This window comes from Burkholderia sp. MBR-1, from assembly GCF_013822785.1.
GTDB classification, from domain to species: domain Bacteria; phylum Pseudomonadota; class Gammaproteobacteria; order Burkholderiales; family Burkholderiaceae; genus Burkholderia; species Burkholderia vietnamiensis.
Genome location: NZ_CP053610.1, coordinates 1,744,922 through 1,763,340, shown reverse-complemented (window position 1 = coordinate 1,763,340; position 18,419 = coordinate 1,744,922). Strand labels below are relative to the sequence as shown.

The window sequence follows — 18,419 nt, the reverse complement described above, 5'->3', positions numbered from 1 at the left end:
GCCGACGTGACGCGTGCGGCGAACCGGCCGGCGCATACGGCGAACGGCGCGGCAGCACGAGGCCGGCTGCGCCCGCGACGGCCCGCGCCGTCAACGCCCGAGCGCGTAGAACTGCGCGTTCGGGCGCATGTTCGTCACGTTCGCGAGGCGGTTCGACATGCCGAAGAACGCGGCGATCGCCGCGATGTCCCACGCGTCGTCGTCGCTGAAGCCGTGCGACTTCAGCGTGTCGAAGTCCGCTTCGCACACTTCATGCGCGGCCTGCGAGACCTTCATCGCGAAGTCGAGCATCGCCTTCTGCCGCGCGGTGATGTCGGCCTTGCGGTAGTTCGTCGCGATCTGGTCGGCGATCAGCGGATCCTTCGCGCGGATGCGCAGGATCGCGCCGTGCGCGATCACGCAATACTGGCACTGGTTCGCGCTGCTGGTCGCGACGACGATCATCTCCCGTTCGGCCTTGCTGAGATTGCCGGGCTTGTCCATCAGTGCGTCGTGGTACGCGAAGAACGCGCGAAACTCGTCCGGGCGATGCGCGAGCGTGACGAACACGTTCGGGATGAAGCCCGACTTCTCCTGAACGGCGGCGATGCGTGCGCGAATGTCGTCGGGCAGATCGTCGAGCGCGGGCACGGGGAAGCGGCTGATGGGCGCGTGGTCGGCAGCGGTCATGGGGTCTCCTTGATAGTGGCGCGGTCGGGCGCGCTGCGCGCGCCGCCGGCCGGAACGTGAACGATAAACCGTTGGGCCGCGGCGTCAACGGCGTGCACGTGTCGGCCGCCGAGAGCCGTGTTTACCCTGATTAATAAACTTTATCGGGGTGAAAAATTCCGCATCTTATTGAACCGATATCAGCTCGTTATAGTGGCTCGCTTTCCCGCATGCCGCTCGCCGCGTGCGGGCTGACACGCAGACGCTCAGCAGGAGCCCGCTTGATGACCACCGATGTCCGCTTCACCGAAATCGACGACCTGATGCCCGCAGCCGCCGCGCTGCGCGAGATCCGCCATCACATCCACCATCATCCCGAGCTTGCTTACGAGGAGCACGAGACGGCCGCGCTGGTCGCGCACAAGCTCGAGCAGTGGGGCTGGCAAGTGACGCGCGGCGTCGGCGGGACGGGTGTGGTCGGCACGCTGCGCGTCGGCGACGGCGCGCGCAGCATCGGCATCCGCGCGGACATGGACGCGCTGCCGATCGTCGAGGCCACCGGCCTGCCGTATGCGAGCGGCACGCACGGCAAGATGCACGCATGCGGCCATGACGGCCACACGACGATGCTGCTCGGCGCCGCGCAGCAGCTCGCGAAGACGCGCAACTTCCGCGGCACGGTGCATCTGTATTTCCAGCCGGCGGAGGAGCACGGCGTCGACAGCGGCGCGAAGAAGATGATCGACGACGGCCTGTTCGAGCGCTTTCCGTGCGATGCGGTGTTCGGCATGCATAACCATCCGGGCGCGGCGCCCGGCGTGTTCCTCACGCGGCGCGGCCCGTTCATGTCGGCCGGCGACAAGGCGATCATCAAGATCGAGGGCGTCGGCGGCCACGCGGCGCGCCCGCATCTGACGGTCGACCCGGTGGTGGTCGCGGCGAGCATCGTGATGGCGCTGCAGACGATCGTCGCGCGCAACGTCGATCCGTCGCAGCCGGCGGTCGTCACGGTCGGCTCGATGCACGCGGGCACCGCCAACAACGTGATTCCGAGCGGCGCGCGGCTCGAGCTCAGCGTGCGTTCGTTCAGCCCCGACGTGCGCGCGCTGCTCAAGCGCCGCATCGTCGAGCTGGCCGAGACGCAGGCGGCGAGCTACGGCGCGACGGCCGACGTCGAGTACATCGAAGGCTATCCGGTCGTCGTCAATACGGACGCCGAAACGGACTTCGCGGCGCAGGTCGCGCGCGAGCTGGTCGGCGACGCGCACGTCGTCGAGCAGGCCGACCTGCTGATGGGCAGCGAGGACTTCGCGTTCATGCTGCAGCAGCGGCCGGGCTCGTTCGTGCGGCTCGGCAACGGCGAAGGCGAAGACGGCTGCATGGTGCACAACCCGAAGTACGACTTCAACGATCGCAACCTGCCGATCGGCGCGGCCTTCTGGACGCGCCTCGTCGAGCGTTACCTCGCGCAGTGATCCCGGCCGCGGTGGCCGCGCGGCGCTTTCGGCCGCATTGTCAGGAGATTGAACGATGCAGAAAGATCCTCTCGCGCTGCACGCCGGAGCGGCCGGCGCCGCCGCGGTCCACACGCACGATGCACCGGCCGTCACGCAGCGCGGCGCGATCGCGGCGGCGGTGATCGGCAACTGGCTCGAATTCTTCGACTTCACCGTGTACGGCTTCTTCGCGGTGCTGATCGGCAGGCTGTTCTTCCCGTCGAGCGATCCGACCACGTCGCTGCTGCTGTCGGTCGCGACGTTTGCCGCCGGCTTCTTCACGCGGCCGCTGGGCAGCGTCGTGCTCGGCGTCTATGCGGATCGCAAGGGCCGCAAGGCCGCACTGAACCTGACGATCCTGCTGATGGCGCTCGGCACCGGCCTGATCGCGATCGCGCCGACCTACGCGCAGGCCGGCGTCGCCGCGCCGCTGCTGATCGTCGTCGCGCGGCTGATGCAGGGCTTCTCGCAGGGCGGCGAGTTCGGCGCGGCGACGTCGACGCTGATCGAGCACGGCGGCACGTCGCGCCGCGCGTTTCGCGCCAGCTGGCAGCTCGCGACGCAAGGCGGCGCGGCGCTGATGGGCTCGGGCTTCGCGGCGCTGCTGTCGAACACGCTGACGAAGGACGCGCTCGAAGGCTGGGGCTGGCGTCTGCCGTTCTTCGCCGGCTTGCTGATCGCGCCGGTGGGGATGTACCTGCGCCGCCGCCTCGCCGACGACGCGCCGGGCGACCACCACCACGCGATCGAGCGCGGCGTGCTGCGCGAGCTGTTCTCGAAGCACGCGCGCACGGTGCTGCTGCTGATGCTGACGGTGATGGGCGGCACGGTGTCGACCTACATCCTGACCTTCTACATGCCGACCTATGCGATCCATACGCTCGGCGTGCCGATGAAGCTGTCGATGTTCGTCGGCGTCGCGTCGGGCTGCGTGATGCTCGTCACGTGCCCGCTGTTCGGCTGGCTGTCGGACCGCCTCGGCAGCCGGCGCATGCCGATCTTCGTCGGGCGCGGCGTGCTGGTGCTGCTGCTGTTCCCCGCGTTCTGGCTGATGAACCACCATCCGACGCTGTCGGTGATCCTGCCGCTGACCGCGCTGATGCTGCTGTTCTATTCGCTGGGCTCGGCATCGGAAATGGCGCTGATGTGCGAATCGCTGCCGCGCCATGTGCGCGCGACCGGCATTTCGATCGCGTATGCGCTGGCGGTGACGATTTTCGGCGGCACCGCGCAACTGGTCGCGACCTGGCTCGTGAAGACGACCGGCAGCAAGCTCGCGCCGGCCGGCTATGTGGCCGCTTGTGTGGTGCTGTCGCTGATTGCGGTCGCGATGCTGCGCGAAACCGCGCGCGAGTCGATGGACTGAGGCGGCGCGCGGCCGTTCGGGCCGCGCGATGTCGCGCCATGTCGTGCGATGGTCTTCGGTTCGGACGGCATCGCGCGTGAGGTGCGCGCATTGCGTCTAACCGCGCCTCGCGACGAGTTCCGACACCGTCTGCGCCGCCTGCTGCAGCGGCCCCAGAAACTCCTTCACCATCTGCTTCGCGGTATGCCGCTGCGCGTTGCCGCTGATGTTCATCGCGGCGATCACCTGCCCGCGGCGGTTGCGGATCGGCGCGGAAATCGACATCAGCCCGACCTCGAGCTCCTGGTCGACCACGGCCCAGCCCTGCTGGCGCACCTGCGCGATCGCGGCCTTCAGCTCGCCGAGGTCGGTGAGCGTGCGCGGCGTGTGCGCGCGAATGTTGCTCTGCGCGAGCGTGTCGTCGAGCGTCGCATCGTCGAGCGCGGACAACAGCACGCGGCCCATCGACGTGCAGTACGCGGGCAGGCGGCTGCCGATCGACAGGTTGATGGTCATGATCTTGTGGGTCGGCACGCGCAGCACGTAGACGATCTCGGTGCGATCGAGCACCGCTGCCGAGCAGCTCTCGTGGATCTGTGCGGACAACTGCTCCATCACCGGATCGGCGAGATTCCAGAACGGCATCGACGTCAGGTACGCGAAGCCTAGCTCGAGGATCTTCGGCGTGAGCCGGAACAGCCGGCCGTCGGCCTCGACGTAACCGAGCGTCTGCAGCGTCAGCAGGATGCGGCGCGCGCCCGCGCGCGTGAGCCCGGCGGCCGCCGCGACCTCGGTGAGCGTCTGCTCGGGGCGCTGCGCATCGAAGGCGCGGATCACCGCGAGGCCGCGCGCAAACGACTGCACATAGGAGTCGCCGGGTTTCGTCTGGATGTCTTCGGTGGTCATGAACGGTCGGATTGTCGTGCAGCCGAGAAGATAGCGCATGGGGCCCGGCACGCCAACCGCACCGCGGCGCGCGCGCTTGACAGCGCATCCCCGCACTCCCTATGATGCGGAAATCGTTCGATACACGATCTTATGTTCGTATAAAGAACATTTAAGCGCATCCCGGCGGGCAAGGCAAGGGGCGCGTAGCAGTTATTTCCCAGCGTTGCATGAGACCGGAGACACCGATGACCGAAGCTTTTTTGTGTGATGCGATCCGTACCCCGATCGGCCGTTACGGCGGCGCGCTGTCGGGCGTGCGTGCCGACGACCTCGGCGCGGTGCCGCTGAAGGCGCTCGTCGAGCGCAACCGCGACGTCGACTGGACGGCGCTCGACGACGTGATCTACGGCTGCGCGAACCAGGCCGGCGAGGACAACCGCAACGTCGCGCGCATGTCGGCGCTGCTGGCCGGCCTGCCCGACGGCGTGCCGGGTTCGACGATCAACCGGCTGTGCGGGTCGGGCATGGACGCGGTCGGCGTGGCCGCGCGCGCGATCAAGTCGGGCGAGGCCGCGCTGATGGTGGCGGGCGGCGTCGAAAGCATGACGCGCGCGCCGTTCGTGATGGGCAAGGCCGCCAGCGCGTTCGCGCGCCAGGCCGACATCTACGACACGACGATCGGCTGGCGCTTCGTGAATCCGCTGATGAAGCAGCTGCACGGTGTCGATTCGATGCCGGAGACGGCCGAGAACGTCGCGGTCGATTACAACGTCAGCCGCGCCGACCAGGATCTGTTCGCGCTGCGCAGCCAGCAGAAGGCCGCGCGTGCGCAGCAGGACGGCACGCTCGCCGCGGAAATCGTCCCGGTGACGATTCCGCAGAAGAAGGGCGATCCGGTCGTGTTTTCGCGCGACGAGCATCCGCGCGAAACGTCGCTCGACGTGCTCGCCAAGCTGAAGGGCGTCGTGCGTCCCGACGGCTCGGTGACGGCCGGCAACGCGTCGGGCGTCAACGACGGCGCGGCCGCGCTGCTGCTCGCCAACGAAGCGAGCGCGAAGCGCTTCGGGCTGACGCCGCGCGCCCGCGTGCTCGGCATCGCGACGGCCGGCGTGGCGCCGCGCGTGATGGGCATCGGCCCGGCGCCCGCCACGCAGAAGCTGCTCGCGCGGCTCGGGATGACGATCGGCCAGTTCGACGTGATCGAGCTGAACGAGGCGTTCGCGTCGCAGGGGCTCGCGGTGCTGCGCATGCTCGGCGTCGCCGACGACGATCCGCGCGTGAATCCGAACGGCGGCGCGATCGCGCTCGGCCATCCGCTCGGCGCATCGGGCGCGCGCCTCGTGACGACCGCGATGTACCAGCTGCATCGCACCAACGGCCGCTTCGCGCTGTGCACGATGTGCATCGGCGTCGGCCAGGGCATCGCGATCGCGATCGAGCGCGTCTAAACGCGCAATGCGGCGCAGCGCGGCGCGGCCCGCCGCGCGCGTAGCCTTTCCTCGACGATGTGGCCGGCACGACGCGCGCGTGCCGGCCACATCGTCATTCGGCCGGCGAATGCTGCGCGATGCGCGCGGCGAGCGCGTCGATCTCGGTGTCCGCGAATACCTCGATGCCATGCTCGCGCAGCAAGGCCGCCGTCACGCCGGCGCCCGGATGCCGACGCCCCGCAAAATTCCCGTCATGAATGAAGCGGCTGCCGCACGACGGACTGCCGTCCGCGAGCAGCGCGAAGCGGCAATCGTGCGCGCGGGCCAGCGCGAGCGCGGCTTGTGCGCCGCAGACGAACTGCGCGGTCAGATCGGTCCCATGCACGTCGACGATCCGTGCGGCGCCGGCGAGCACGCGCTGGCCCGATGCGCCGCTGGCGATCTCGGCGGGCGGCCGCGGCACGCCCAGCCCGCCGGCGAGCTCCGGGCAGACGAGCACCAGCCGCCCGTCGCGCTGCCAGCGCGCGAGCGCGTCATGCGCGCTGCGCCTGGCTGCGCCGTCGTAGCGGACGGGATGCCCGAGCAGGCACATGCTGACGAGGATCTTCGGCGTGGCCGCTTGTTGCTCCGTGTGCTGCACGGTCGTTCTCCAGGTTCGCGTCGAGCGCTGCGCGCACGTCCGCATCGTTTTGCGGTTTGCAACGGTCGATGGGATCGCTGCATTGACGGCGCTGCGTGCACACCGTTTAGGCATCGCCTCGGCGCCGGTTATTGCCAGATTGTTTGATTGAAATCATATTTAGCGTCGAATTCGATATTTTGTGTCGATCAGGCCTAAGGTTTTGCCGCTAGTTGCCGTCAGCAGGGGACGATACCGTCGTAAAGCGATCAACCGTTTTCCGGCTACTGAGCGCGATTCCGCGCCCGCGCGGGCCCCCAACCCGGACCCGCTCTTCGGAGCCCTCCATGCGCAACAACCAGCCCGTCACCCAACAAGAATTCGATTTCCCCGACGACGTCACGCTGATGTCGACGACCGATGCCGACAGCATCATCACCTATGCGAACACGACGTTTGCGTATGTGAGCGGTTTCTCCACCGACGAACTCGTCGGCCAGCCGCACAACATCGTGCGCCACCCCGATATGCCGAAGGAAGCGTTCGCCGACATGTGGGCGACGCTGAAGAACGGCGAGCCGTGGACCGCGCTCGTCAAGAATCGCCGCAACAACGGCGACCACTATTGGGTGCGCGCGAACGCGGTGCCGGTGATGCGCAACGGCGCGCCGCACGGCTACATGTCGGTGCGCACGAAGGCGCCGCGCGACGAGATCGCGGGCACCGAGGCGCTGTATCGCGCATTCCGCGAAGGCAAGGCCGGCAGCCGCCGTTTCCATAAGGGGCTGGTCGTGCGCACCGGGCTGATGCGCATCGTCTCGCTGCCGCAAACGATGTCGGTGCGCGCGCGCGTTCACTCGGCGTTGGCCGTGCTGGCGCCGGTCGTGATCGGCGCGGGCTGGGCGTGCGGGCTCGGTGGCGGCGCGCTGGCGGCGCTTACGGCCGTGACGGCCGGCGCGTCGGTGGCCGCCGGGCTGTGGCTCGATGCGCAGATCGTGCAGCCGCTGAAGCGGCTGCACGATCAGGCGCTGAACGTCGCGACCGGCGCAAGCCGCCGCGGCGTGGCGATGAACCGCGTCGACGAGATCGGCATGACGCTGCGCACGATCAACCAGCTGGGGCTGATGTTCCGCTGGCTGGTCGATGACGTCAGCGAGCAGGTGCACAACGTGCAGCGCGCGAGCAACGAGATCGCGCAAGGCAATAACGACTTGAGCGCACGCACCGAGCAGGCCGCGTCGAGCGTGCAGGAGACCGCCGCGTCGATGGCCGAGATGACGGCCACCGTGTCGAGCAACGCGGAGACGGCGCTGCAGGCGAACCAGCTGTCGGTGTCGGCGAGCGAGGCGGCCGAGCGCGGCGGGCAAGCGGTCAGCGAAGTCGTCATGACGATGAACGACATTACCGCGAGTTCGCGCAAGATCGCCGACATCATCGGCGTGATCGACGGGATCGCCTTCCAGACCAACATCCTCGCGCTGAACGCGGCCGTCGAAGCGGCGCGCGCCGGCGAGCAGGGGCGCGGCTTCGCGGTGGTGGCGGGCGAGGTGCGCGCGCTTGCGCAGCGCAGCGCGAACGCGGCGAAGGAAATCAAGACGCTGATCGGCGCGAGCGTCGAGCGCGTCGAGTCGGGCTCGCGCATCGTAGACGGCGCGGGCAAGACGATGGAAGACATCGTCGCGCAGGTCAAACGCGTGTCGGACCTGATCGCGGAGATCAGCTCGTCGACGGCCGAGCAAAGCACGGGCGTCGCGCAGGTCGATCAGGCGGTCGTGCATCTGGACAACATCACGCAGCAGAACGCGGCACTGGTGGAGCAGAGCGCGGCGGCGTCGGAGAGCCTGAAGCAGCAGGCGATGCGGCTGGTCGACGCGGTGAACGTGTTCCGCTGATCGCGCAGGCGCGCTTGCCGGTGCATGTGCATCGTATGGCCGTCGGCCCGCTCAGGCCGCGGTCATGCGATTCGATCCAGTGCAAAAAATGAGAGAGATTCGCATTCTGGATATCGAATCGATTCGTCGATTCGCGTGACCGGCGATTATCGAATAATCGGATGATTGGGCTCCGAACGATTTGCCTGACGAATTTTTCGATTTACGTATGAATCAAGGATTCGGCAAAGGCGCGTGAAGCGGAATTAATGCGAATTTACCCTTGGGCGGCATAAGGTTTTCGCCAGATTTGCCGAAAGCGCAGGAGTCTGATTGACCGAATGCGGCGCGAGCGCGCTGCATCCGGCCTCGATCCTATTCACGAGCGGACGCAAGATCCGCCACCAGGAACCTCATACCATGCGCAATAACCAGCCTGTCACGCAACGCGAATTCGAGTTTCCCGATGACGCGACGCTGATGTCGACCACCGACGCCAACAGCTACATCCAGTACGCGAACGCGGCGTTCATTCAGGTCAGCGGATTTTCTCCGGAAGAAATCGAAGGTCAGCCGCACAACGTCGTGCGCCATCCGGACATGCCGAAGGAGGCATTCGCCGACATGTGGGCGACGCTGAAGAACGGCGAGCCATGGACGGCGCTCGTGAAGAACCGCCGCAAGAACGGCGATCACTACTGGGTGCGTTCGAATACGGTGCCGGTGATGCGCAACGGCCAGGCGACCGGCTACATGTCGGTGCGCACGAAGGCGTCGCGCGACGAGATCGCGGCTGCCGATGCGCTGTACCGCGCGTTCCGCGAAGGCAAGGCCGGCAGTCGGCGTTTCCATAAGGGCCTGGTCGTGCGCACCGGGCTGATGCGCGTCGCGTCGCTGTTCCAGACGATGTCGGTGCGCGCGCGGCTGCATGCGACGCTCGGCGTGCTGGCGCCCGTCGTGGTCGGCGCCGGCTGGGCGTGCGGCCTCGGCGGCGGCGCGCTGGCCGGGTTTGCGGCGGTGACGGCCGGCGCGTCGCTGGCCGCCGGGCTGTGGCTCGACGCGCAGATCGCGCGTCCGCTGATCCAGTTGCGCGACCAGGCGCTGCGGGTGGCGACCGGCGAGAGCCGTAGCGGCGTGGCGATGAACCGCGTCGACGAGATCGGCATGACGCTGCGCACGATCAACCAGCTGGGGCTGATGTTCCGCTGGCTGGTCGACGACGTCAGCGAACAGGTGCACAACGTGCAGCGCGCGAGCAACGAGATCGCGCAGGGCAACAACGACTTGAGCGCGCGCACCGAACAGGCGTCGACCAGCGTCCAGCAGACGGCCGCGTCGATGGCCGAGATGACGGCCACCGTGTCGAGCAACGCGGAGACGGCGCTGCAGGCCAACCAGCTGTCGGTGTCGGCGAGCGAGGCGGCCATGCGCGGCGGGCAGGCGGTCAGCGAAGTGGTCGCGACGATGAACGACATCACGGCGAGTTCGCACAAGATCGCCGACATCATCGGCGTGATCGACGGGATCGCGTTCCAGACCAACATCCTTGCGCTGAACGCGGCCGTCGAAGCGGCGCGTGCCGGCGATCAGGGCCGCGGCTTCGCGGTGGTGGCGGGCGAGGTGCGCGCGCTTGCGCAGCGCAGCGCGAACGCGGCGAAGGAGATCAAGGCGCTGATCGGCGCGAGCGTCGAGCGGGTGGAGTCGGGCTCGCGCATCGTAGACGGCGCGGGCAAGACGATGGAGGACATCGTCGCGCAGGTCAAACGCGTGTCGGACCTGATCGCGGAGATCAGCTCGTCGACGGCCGAGCAAAGCACGGGCGTCGCGCAGGTCGATCAGGCGGTCGTGCATCTGGACAACATCACGCAGCAGAACGCGGCGCTGGTGGAGCAGAGCGCGGCGGCGTCGGAGAGTCTGAAGCAGCAGGCGACGCGGCTGGTGGATGCGGTGAACGTGTTTCGTTGAGCGCGCAGGCGCGCACGAGGAGGTGACGCGGGCACGGCGGAGAGGGGACGCCGGCCCGCGTCGTGACCGCCCGGTTCCGGCCGGGCGGTCAGGGCCTGCCGCTTGCGCGACAGGCCCGAACCGTCAGACGGCCAGGCAGAGGTACTTGATGACCACGTAGTCGTCGATGCCGTAGTGCGAGCCTTCGCGGCCGAGGCCCGACTGCTTGACGCCGCCGAACGGCGCGACCTCGTTCGAGATGAGGCCCGTGTTCACGCCGACCATCCCGTATTCGAGCGCTTCGGCGACCTTCCACACGCGGCCGATGTCACGGCTGTAGAAGTACGCGGCCAGGCCGAATTCGGTGTCGTTCGCGAGGCGGATCACCTCGTCGTCGCTGCCGAACTTGAACAGCGGCGCGAGCGGCCCGAAGGTTTCTTCCTTCGCGACCTTCATCGCCGGCGTGACGCCGGTCAGCACGGTCGGCTCGAAGAAGCCGTGGCCGAGCGCATGGCGCTTGCCGCCCGTGACGACGGTGGCGCCCTTCGCGAGCGCGTCCTCGATGTGCGCCTCGACCTTCAGCACGGCCGCTTCGTTGATCAGCGGCCCCTGCGTGACGCCCGGCTCCGTGCCGCGCCCGACCTTCAGCTGGCCGACCGCCGCCGCGAGCTTCTGCGCGAACGCGTCGTACACGGCTTCGTGCACGTAGAAGCGGTTCGTGCAGACGCAGGTCTGGCCGCTGTTGCGGTACTTCGATGCGATCGCGCCCTGCACGGCCGCGTCGAGATCGGCATCGTCGAACACGATGAACGGCGCGTTGCCGCCGAGCTCGAGCGACACCTTCTTGACCGTCGCCGCGCATTGCGACATCAGCAGGCGGCCGACCGGCGTCGAGCCGGTGAACGACAGCTTGCGCACGATCGGGTTCGACGTCAGTTCGCCGCCGATCGCTTTCGGGTCGCCGGTGATCACGCTGAACACGCCGGCCGGCACGCCCGCGCGCTCGGCCAGCACGGCCATCGCGAGCGCCGAGAACGGCGTCGCCTCGGCCGGCTTCACGACGATCGGGCAGCCTGCGGCGAGCGCCGGGCCGACCTTGCGCGTGATCATCGCCGCCGGGAAGTTCCACGGCGTGATCGCCGCGCACACGCCGATCGCTTCCTTCGTCACGACGATGCGCTTGTCGCTCGCCGGCGTCGGGATCGTGTCGCCGTACACGCGCTTGCCTTCCTCGGCGAACCACTCGAGGAACGACGCCGCGTAGCCGATCTCACCCTTCGCTTCGGCCAGCGACTTGCCCTGTTCGGTCGTTAGGATCAGCGCGAGATCGTCGGCGTTCTCCATCATCAGGTCGTGCCACTTGCGCAGGATCGCCGCGCGTTCCTTCGCGGTCTTCTTGCGCCACGCCGGCCAGGCGGCGTTGGCGGCGTCGATCGCCTGACGCGTCTCGGCCGCGCCCATCGCCGGCACGGTGCCGAGCAGGCCGCCGGTGGCCGGATTGCGGACCTCGAACGACTCGCCGTTCGCCGCGGATTGCCATTCGCCGTTGATGTACGCCTGCTGGCGCAACAGCGACGGATCTTTCAGTGCCAGGTTTTCCGTGCTCATATTGAATAGCCTGCGTTGAAGATGAAACGGCCGCTGCCGTCGGTACGACGGCAGCGGCGCATTCGGTTGACGGGAACTCAGGCCGGTACGCCGACCGTTTCCTTCAGCACTTCCTCGAGGATCGTGAGCGCTTCGTCGAACACGGCCTGCGGAATCGTCAGCGGGAACAGGAAGCGCACGACGTTCGAGTACACGCCGCACACGAGCAGCAGCAGACCGCGCTCGAGCGCACGCGCCTGCACGCGCTTCGTGAAGTCGGCGTCGGGCTCGCCCGTGGCCGGGTTCACGAACTCGACCGCGACCATCGCGCCCGGACCGCGCACGTCGGCGATCGGTGCGATGTCGGCGCGCAGCGCGTTCAGCTTCGCCTTCAGCGCGTCGCCCAGTTGCGTCGCGCGTTCGCACAGCTTCTCTTCGTCGATGATGTCGAGCACCGCGTGCGCCGACGCGACGGCGAGCGGGTTGCCGGCGTACGTGCCGCCGAGGCCGCCGGGCGCTGCCGCGTCCATCACGTCCGCACGGCCGACGACGCCCGACAGCGGCATGCCGCCCGCGAGGCTCTTGGCCATCGTGATCAGGTCGGCCAGCACGTCGTACTGCTGCATCGCGAACAGCTTGCCGGTACGCGCGAAGCCCGTCTGCACTTCGTCGGCGATCAGCATGATGCCGTGCTCGTTACAGATCTTGCGCAGTGCGCGCACGAAGTCGGCCGGCGCCGGGTTGAAGCCGCCTTCGCCCTGGACCGGTTCGAAGATGATCGCGGCGACGCGCTTCGGATCGATGTCGGCCTTGAACAGCATCTCGATCGCCTTGATCGAGTCGGCCGTCGTCACGCCGTGCAGCGGGTTCGGGTACGGTGCGTGGAACACGTCGCCCGGGAACGGACCGAAGTTCAGCTTGTACGGTGCGACCTTGCCGGTCAGCGCCATGCCCATCATCGTGCGGCCGTGGAAACCACCGGCGAACGCGATGACGCCCGGACGGCCGGTTGCCGCACGCGCGATCTTGATCGCGTTTTCGACGGCTTCGGCGCCGGTCGTGAAGAACGCCGTCTTTTTCGGGTAGTCGCCCGGTGCGCGCGCGTTGATCTTTTCAGCCAGCTCGACGTACGACGCGTACGGGACGATCTGGTAAGCGGTGTGCGTGAAGCAGTTCAGCTGGTCGGCGATCGCCTTGACGATCTTCGGGTGGCGGTGGCCCGTGTTCAGCACGGCGATGCCGGCGGCGAAATCGATGAAGCGGCGGCCCTCGACGTCCCACAGCTCCGCGTTTTCGGCGCGGGCGGCGTAGAAATCGCACATCACGCCGACGCCGCGCGGGGTGGCGGCGTTCTTGCGGGCATGCAGGTCGGCATTCTTCACGGTCAGCTCCTTGATGTTGTGTCCGGTGAGGTAAAAATCGGCCGCGTTGGCAGCCCATGGAGGCGACTATAATCACATTTGGCTCCGGCAATCAGAGCCATTTCAATAAATATTCAGGAGCCAATCATGCGCGCAAGCGTGTTGTCGGACTGGCTGGCGCAGCGCCTCGTGCGCGGCAGCGAGCAGCCCATCTACCGGCAGCTGCACCGGCTGCTGCAGCAGGCGATCCTGTCGCGCGAGCTGCCGGCCGGCACGCGCGTGCCGTCGTCGCGGCTGCTCGCGGCCGAGCTGGGCATCGCGCGCAACACGGTCACGCAGGTGTACGAACAGCTGGCGCTCGAAGGCTACGTGCATTCGGCGACGGGGCGCGGCACGTTCGTTGCCGACAGCGCGCCGGACGAAATCGTCGGCGCGCCGCTCGAGCCGGGCGCGAGCCCGGCGGTGGCGGCCTCGCCGGCGCGGCGGCTGTCGGCGCGCGGCACGCGGCTCGTCGAAGGCGCGGGCGTGTCGAAGCGCCAGGGCGGCGCGTTCATGCCGGGCGTGCCCGACGTGTCGCGCTTTCCGGCGCGCGTCTGGACCCGGCTGCACAACAAGTACTGGCGGCGCCTGCGCCCCGATCTGCTGACCTACGCGCCGGGCGGCGGCCTCGCGCTGCTGCGCGAGGCGCTGGCCGACTATCTGCGCACGTCGCGCTCGGTGCGCTGCACGCCCGAGCAGATCGTGATTACCACCGGGATCCACCAGTCGATCGACCTCGCGGTGCGCGTGCTGACCGATCCGGGCGACGTGATCTGGACCGAGGACCCGTGCTACTGGGGCGTGCGCAGCGTGCTGAACGTGTCGGGGCTGACCACCCGGCCGATCGCGGTGGACGACGAAGGAATCGCGCCGTCGGCCGACGATCTCGCCGAGCCGCCGAAGCTGATGCTGGTCACGCCGTCGCACCAGTATCCGCTCGGCATGGTGATGAGCCTCGCGCGCCGCCGCATGTTGCTCGAATACGCGCGCCAGCACGGCTGCTGGATCATCGAGGACGACTACGACAGCGAATTCCGCTACGGCAGCCGTCCGCTCGCGTCGTTGCAGGGGCTCGATACGGCCGGGCAGGTGATCTACGTCGGCAGCTTCGGCAAGACGCTGTTTCCGGGGCTGCGGGTCGGCTATCTGGTCGCGCCCGAGCCGCTCGCGGAGAGCTTCGCGACCGCGAGCGCCGAGCTGTACCGCGAAGGGCAGCTGCTGCAGCAGGCGGTGCTGGCCGAGTTCATCGCGGACGGGCATTTCGTTTCGCATATCCGCAAGATGCGCACGCTGTACGGACAGCGCCGCGAAGTGCTGCTCGACGCGGTCGCGCGACGCTATGGCGACACGCTGCACGCGCTCGGCAGCGATGCGGGGCTGCATCTCGTCACGCGGCTGCCCGACGGCGCCGACGATCGCGCGGTCGCGCAGGCCGCGCTGGAGCGCAACATCGTCGTGCGGCCGCTGTCCGGCTATTACGCGCAACCGGAGCGCGCGGCATCGGGTTTGCTGCTCGGCTATGCGTGCGTGCCGGAGGACGAGATCGCGACCGCGTTCGCGAAGCTCGCGGAAGCGATCGACGAGCGGGCGTTCGACGGGGTCGTTGCGGCGGCTTGATGGGGAGTGGGCGTGTGTGGGCGTGTGGTGGCGTGGTCGCGACCGGAGGCGGCCGCGTCGTAGGACACGTGCGACGCGACGGTGAACGCGTGACACGCCCGTGTCGTAGCCGAGGCGCCGCGTCGGACCATGCGGTTTGCCCGGTTCGCCCGGTTCGTGCCGACTTCGCGGTTTGCGCCGACGTGGACCGCGGCGCACGCATTCCATCCCGCATCCGGATATCGCGCGTGCTCGCGCGGAATTGTCGATAATGGAACGTTGTTATTCACCGGATACCGACGATGACCGAAGCCACCCTCACTCCGCCCGCCGTTCCGCGCCTGACGAGCCTGTCGCACGGCGGCGGCTGCGGCTGCAAGATCGCGCCGGGCGTGTTGTCCGAGCTGCTGAAGCGGGCCACGCCGCCCGCGTTGTTTCCCGATCTGCTGGTCGGCACCGAAACCTCCGACGACGCGGCCGTCTACCGATTGAACGACGAGCAGGCGATCGTCGCGACCACCGACTTTTTCATGCCGATCGTCGACGATCCGTTCGACTTCGGCCGCATCGCCGCGACCAATGCGCTGTCCGACGTCTACGCGATGGGCGGCAAGCCGATCCTCGCGCTCGCGCTGGTCGGCATGCCGATCAACGTGCTGCCGCACGAGACGATCGCGGCCGTGCTGCGCGGCGGCGAAGCCGTATGCGCGGAAGCGGGCATTCCGGTGGCCGGCGGCCATTCGATCGATTCGGTCGAGCCGATCTACGGGCTCGCCGCGATCGGCGTCGTGCATCCGTCGCGCGTGAAGCGCAACGCGGCCGCGCGCGCGGGCGACGTGCTCGTGCTCGGCAAGCCGCTCGGCGTCGGCGTGCTGTCCGCCGCGCTGAAGAAGAATCGGCTCGACGCCGCCGGCTACGCGCAGATGCTGGCGACGACCACCAAGCTGAACCGGCCGGGCGCCGAACTCGCGGCATTGCCGGACGTGCACGCGCTGACCGACGTCACCGGTTTCGGTTTGCTCGGCCACACGCTCGAGCTGGCGCGCGGCGCGGGGCTGACCGCGCGCGTGCATTACGCGTCGCTGCCGTGGCTGGCGGGCGTCGAGGCGTTCGTCGCCGACGGCGTGTTCACTGGCGCGTCGGGACGCAACTGGGCCGCGTATGGCGCCGACGTGCGGCTCGCCGACAACCTGCCGCCCGTCGCGCAGGCGCTGCTCACCGATCCGCAGACGTCGGGCGGGCTGCTGGTCGCGTGCGCGCCGGAAGCCGTCGACGACGTGCTCGCGTGCTTCCGCGCCGACGGCTTCGACCGTGCGGCCGTGATCGGCGAGATGGTGGACGGGGCGTCGCGCGTCGAGGTCGCGTGACGCGGGTTTCGATCGCGCGGGATCTTCGCCGCTCGTGGTTTCGATCGCGCGGTGGTGATCGGCGAGAGGGTGGACGGGCCGTGGTGAGTCGACATCGTGTGACGCAGATTTCGATCGCACACGATCGTCGCCGCGCGTCGCAATCGACGGCGCGTATCGACAGCCGTCGCGGGCGATGAACGATTTCCTGTTCGGGCTGACGGTCGCGCTGTCGGTCGGCCCCGTCGCGCTGATGATCGCGAACCATGCGCTGCGCGCCGGCATTGCGAGCGGTGTGCGCGCGGCAGCGGGCGTCGCGACGGCCGACGGCTGCTATGCGGTTGCCGCGTTCACGATCGGCGCGATGCTCGCGCACACGCTCGCGTCGCATCTTGCGCAGTTTCGTCTGGTCGGCGCGCTCGTGTTGCTCGCAATGGGCGCACGCATGCTGTGGCACGCGCTGAAAGACCGGCGCCGCACGCTCGACGGCGCCGCGCCGCCGCCGGGCACACGGCCGTTCACGTCGATGTTCTTCGTCACGCTCGCGAATCCGCTGACCATCCTGCTGTTCTACGGCTATGCGGCCGCGGCGGCCGGCGCGTACCGGCACTGGCTGCTCGGGGCGGCGTGCGTGTTTGCCGGCAGTCTCGTCGGCCAGCTCGTGTTCGCGTTCGGCGGCAGCGCGATCGCGCGCGTCGTGAAGTCGCCGCGATGGCTCGCGGCGAGCCACGTGCTTGCTGCGCTGGTCGTGCTCGGTTATGGCGTCGCGGGGATCGTCCGCGCGTAGCGGGGCCGGGACGGTCGTCGAAGCCTCGGCCGCTCAAGAATGCCTGCATGCCGTGGCACGCGGCCTCGTAGCGATTCTCAGTGTCGGTCGCAGCGGCGTGCGGCGATTACGGCGCGAACGCGCTGATCCGCGCAACCGGCAACCGGCGTAATCAGCGTAATCAGCGTTATCGGCACCTTCAATCACCCCGCGCCACTCCCCCCAACCCCCCGTTTCGTAGTCGGGTTCCGCATCGCAGACCCGCGTTCTATACTCGGTCGCGCAGTCTCCGACAGCCGTTCTCACCCAACATCATCGAAACAAGGAACGCCGATGCTGACTCGCTCCATTCTTTCCGCAGCCGCCTTCTCGCTCGCCGCCTGTGCGACCGCGCCGTCGATCGCGCAGGACCATCAGCGCGACGACGCAGGCAACGCGGCCACGACGGCCAACGCTGCATTCGCCGAGACCGCGGCACAGGGCCGCCCGGTCAAGGTCATGATCATCACGATGTTCGGTCCGGAGGGCCAGGCGTGGCTCGACCGGCTCGGCCCGTGGCGCGACGTCGCGGTGCCGGGCCTGTCGCCCGACTATCCGGTCGTCCACTGCAACCGGCAGGACGTCTGCGTCGTGACGACCGGCATGGGCTACGCGAACGCATCGGCGACGATCATGGCGCTCACGTTCTCGCCGCGCTTCGACCTGCGCCGCACCTACTTCCTCGTGTCCGGCATCGCGGGCGTCGACCCCGCGCAGGGCACGGTCGGTTCCGCGGCGTGGTCGAAATACCTCGTCGATTTCAGCCTGCAGTGGGAGCTCGACGCGCGCGAGATTCCCGCCGGCTGGAACACCGGCTTCCTCGGCATCAACACGAAGAGCCCGAGCGACAAGCCGCCGCTCGACTACCGCACCGAAGTGTTCCAGCTCAACGCGCAGCTGACCGATGCCGCCTATGCGCTGTCGCGCAACGTCGTGCTTGCCGACAGCGCGCAGGCGCAGGCCGCGCGCGCGAAGTTCACGTATGCGCCGGCGAACCGGCCGCCGACGGTGATCCAGTGCGACACGTCGTCGGGCAATACGTGGTTCTCGGGCACGCTGATCGGCGAGCGCGCGCGTCAATGGACCAAGATCCTCACCGACGGCAAGGGCACCTACTGCATGACCGCGCAGGAAGACAACGCGACGTACGAGGCGCTCAAGCGCGCGGCGAGCGTGAAGCGCGTCGACCTGTCGCGCGTCGCCGTGCTGCGCACCGGCTCCGACTTCGACCGCCCGTATGCGGGCCAGACGAGCGCCGACAACCTGCTGAACTACGCGGATCAGGGCGGCTTCGCGCCCGCGACGGAAAACCTCTATCGCGCGGGCAATCCGCTCGTGCAGGACATCGTCACGCACTGGGGCGAATGGCGCGACGGCGTGCCGCGTCGATGACGCACCGGCGCTCGCATCGGCGCGTGACGGACGCGTTCAGTGCGGTTGCGAC

At 68.4% G+C, this 18,419-nt stretch carries 14 protein-coding genes; 9 read left to right on the top strand and 5 right to left on the bottom strand.

What is annotated here, in order from left to right:
• Nucleotides 1–90: 90 nt before the first annotated feature.
• Nucleotides 91–669, bottom strand: a complete 579-nt coding sequence (locus tag MBR110_RS22460) for a peroxidase-related enzyme (protein WP_181709349.1) — start codon at nucleotides 667–669, stop codon at nucleotides 91–93.
• A gap of 263 nt (nucleotides 670–932) precedes the next feature.
• Here MBR110_RS22460 and MBR110_RS22455 point away from each other — a divergent pair, with 263 nt between their 5' ends.
• A complete protein-coding gene (locus tag MBR110_RS22455) occupies nucleotides 933–2,123 on the top strand; it encodes a M20 aminoacylase family protein (RefSeq protein WP_014724102.1) in 1,191 nt (396 codons plus the stop codon).
• A gap of 55 nt (nucleotides 2,124–2,178) precedes the next feature.
• Nucleotides 2,179–3,510 (top strand): MFS transporter, encoded by a 1,332-nt coding sequence (locus MBR110_RS22450; protein WP_059460665.1) that lies wholly within the window; start codon nucleotides 2,179–2,181, stop codon nucleotides 3,508–3,510.
• Between the two features lie 96 nt (nucleotides 3,511–3,606).
• Here MBR110_RS22450 and MBR110_RS22445 read toward each other — a convergent pair whose 3' ends face one another.
• Nucleotides 3,607–4,395: an IclR family transcriptional regulator gene (locus MBR110_RS22445; protein ID WP_014724100.1), complete on the bottom strand. Its 789-nt coding sequence runs from the start codon at nucleotides 4,393–4,395 to the stop codon at nucleotides 3,607–3,609.
• A 227-nt stretch (nucleotides 4,396–4,622) separates the two neighbouring features.
• On the opposite strand from MBR110_RS22445, the gene pcaF reads away from it, so the two are divergent.
• On the top strand, nucleotides 4,623–5,825 hold the full coding sequence (pcaF, locus tag MBR110_RS22440; protein ID WP_014724098.1) for a 3-oxoadipyl-CoA thiolase: 1,203 nt from the start codon (nucleotides 4,623–4,625) through the stop codon (nucleotides 5,823–5,825).
• Nucleotides 5,826–5,919: 94 nt separating this feature from the next.
• On the opposite strand, the gene MBR110_RS22435 is transcribed toward pcaF, so the two are convergent.
• Nucleotides 5,920–6,399 carry a DUF523 domain-containing protein gene (locus MBR110_RS22435; protein ID WP_046424053.1) on the bottom strand — a complete coding sequence of 160 codons (480 nt, stop codon included), beginning with the start codon at nucleotides 6,397–6,399 and terminating at the stop codon, nucleotides 5,920–5,922.
• Between the two features lie 374 nt (nucleotides 6,400–6,773).
• On the opposite strand from MBR110_RS22435, the gene MBR110_RS22430 reads away from it, so the two are divergent.
• A complete protein-coding gene (locus MBR110_RS22430; RefSeq protein WP_181709348.1) occupies nucleotides 6,774–8,318 on the top strand; it encodes a methyl-accepting chemotaxis protein in 1,545 nt (514 codons plus the stop codon).
• Between the two features lie 399 nt (nucleotides 8,319–8,717).
• Nucleotides 8,718–10,262: a methyl-accepting chemotaxis protein gene (locus tag MBR110_RS22425; RefSeq protein WP_175995269.1), complete on the top strand. Its 1,545-nt coding sequence runs from the start codon at nucleotides 8,718–8,720 to the stop codon at nucleotides 10,260–10,262.
• Between the two features lie 123 nt (nucleotides 10,263–10,385).
• On the opposite strand, the gene gabD is transcribed toward MBR110_RS22425, so the two are convergent.
• Nucleotides 10,386–11,849 carry an NADP-dependent succinate-semialdehyde dehydrogenase gene (gene gabD / locus MBR110_RS22420; RefSeq protein ID WP_059888623.1) on the bottom strand — a complete coding sequence of 488 codons (1,464 nt, stop codon included), beginning with the start codon at nucleotides 11,847–11,849 and terminating at the stop codon, nucleotides 10,386–10,388.
• 77 nt (nucleotides 11,850–11,926) lie between these two features.
• Nucleotides 11,927–13,210 (bottom strand): 4-aminobutyrate--2-oxoglutarate transaminase, encoded by a 1,284-nt coding sequence (locus tag MBR110_RS22415; RefSeq protein WP_011880937.1) that lies wholly within the window; start codon nucleotides 13,208–13,210, stop codon nucleotides 11,927–11,929.
• A gap of 126 nt (nucleotides 13,211–13,336) precedes the next feature.
• Between MBR110_RS22415 and pdxR the strand changes: the two genes are divergently transcribed.
• The 4 genes from pdxR (at nucleotide 13,337) to MBR110_RS22395 (ending at nucleotide 18,367) form a co-directional block, all read left to right on the top strand.
• Nucleotides 13,337–14,845 carry a MocR-like pyridoxine biosynthesis transcription factor PdxR gene (pdxR, locus tag MBR110_RS22410; protein ID WP_011880936.1) on the top strand — a complete coding sequence of 503 codons (1,509 nt, stop codon included), beginning with the start codon at nucleotides 13,337–13,339 and terminating at the stop codon, nucleotides 14,843–14,845.
• A 281-nt stretch (nucleotides 14,846–15,126) separates the two neighbouring features.
• Nucleotides 15,127–16,191, top strand: coding sequence for a selenide, water dikinase SelD (selD, locus tag MBR110_RS22405; RefSeq protein ID WP_059734703.1), 1,065 nt, complete (start codon nucleotides 15,127–15,129; stop codon nucleotides 16,189–16,191).
• A gap of 175 nt (nucleotides 16,192–16,366) precedes the next feature.
• Nucleotides 16,367–16,957, top strand: coding sequence for a LysE family translocator (locus MBR110_RS22400; protein ID WP_034193358.1), 591 nt, complete (start codon nucleotides 16,367–16,369; stop codon nucleotides 16,955–16,957).
• Nucleotides 16,958–17,269: 312 nt separating this feature from the next.
• Nucleotides 17,270–18,367, top strand: coding sequence for a purine-nucleoside phosphorylase (locus MBR110_RS22395; protein WP_034193357.1), 1,098 nt, complete (start codon nucleotides 17,270–17,272; stop codon nucleotides 18,365–18,367).
• Nucleotides 18,368–18,419: the final 52 nt, after the last annotated feature.

Coding starts and splice junctions, on each gene's coding strand:
- MBR110_RS22460 (WP_181709349.1), bottom strand. CDS start 669: ATGACCGCTGCCGACCACGCGCCCATCAGCCGCTTCCCCGTGCCCGCG.
- MBR110_RS22455 (WP_014724102.1), top strand. CDS start 933: ATGACCACCGATGTCCGCTTCACCGAAATCGACGACCTGATGCCCGCA.
- MBR110_RS22450 (WP_059460665.1), top strand. CDS start 2,179: ATGCAGAAAGATCCTCTCGCGCTGCACGCCGGAGCGGCCGGCGCCGCC.
- MBR110_RS22445 (WP_014724100.1), bottom strand. CDS start 4,395: ATGACCACCGAAGACATCCAGACGAAACCCGGCGACTCCTATGTGCAG.
- pcaF (WP_014724098.1), top strand. CDS start 4,623: ATGACCGAAGCTTTTTTGTGTGATGCGATCCGTACCCCGATCGGCCGT.
- MBR110_RS22435 (WP_046424053.1), bottom strand. CDS start 6,399: ATGTGCCTGCTCGGGCATCCCGTCCGCTACGACGGCGCAGCCAGGCGC.
- MBR110_RS22430 (WP_181709348.1), top strand. CDS start 6,774: ATGCGCAACAACCAGCCCGTCACCCAACAAGAATTCGATTTCCCCGAC.
- MBR110_RS22425 (WP_175995269.1), top strand. CDS start 8,718: ATGCGCAATAACCAGCCTGTCACGCAACGCGAATTCGAGTTTCCCGAT.
- gabD (WP_059888623.1), bottom strand. CDS start 11,849: ATGAGCACGGAAAACCTGGCACTGAAAGATCCGTCGCTGTTGCGCCAG.
- pdxR (WP_011880936.1), top strand. CDS start 13,337: ATGCGCGCAAGCGTGTTGTCGGACTGGCTGGCGCAGCGCCTCGTGCGC.
- selD (WP_059734703.1), top strand. CDS start 15,127: ATGACCGAAGCCACCCTCACTCCGCCCGCCGTTCCGCGCCTGACGAGC.
- MBR110_RS22400 (WP_034193358.1), top strand. CDS start 16,367: ATGAACGATTTCCTGTTCGGGCTGACGGTCGCGCTGTCGGTCGGCCCC.
- MBR110_RS22395 (WP_034193357.1), top strand. CDS start 17,270: ATGCTGACTCGCTCCATTCTTTCCGCAGCCGCCTTCTCGCTCGCCGCC.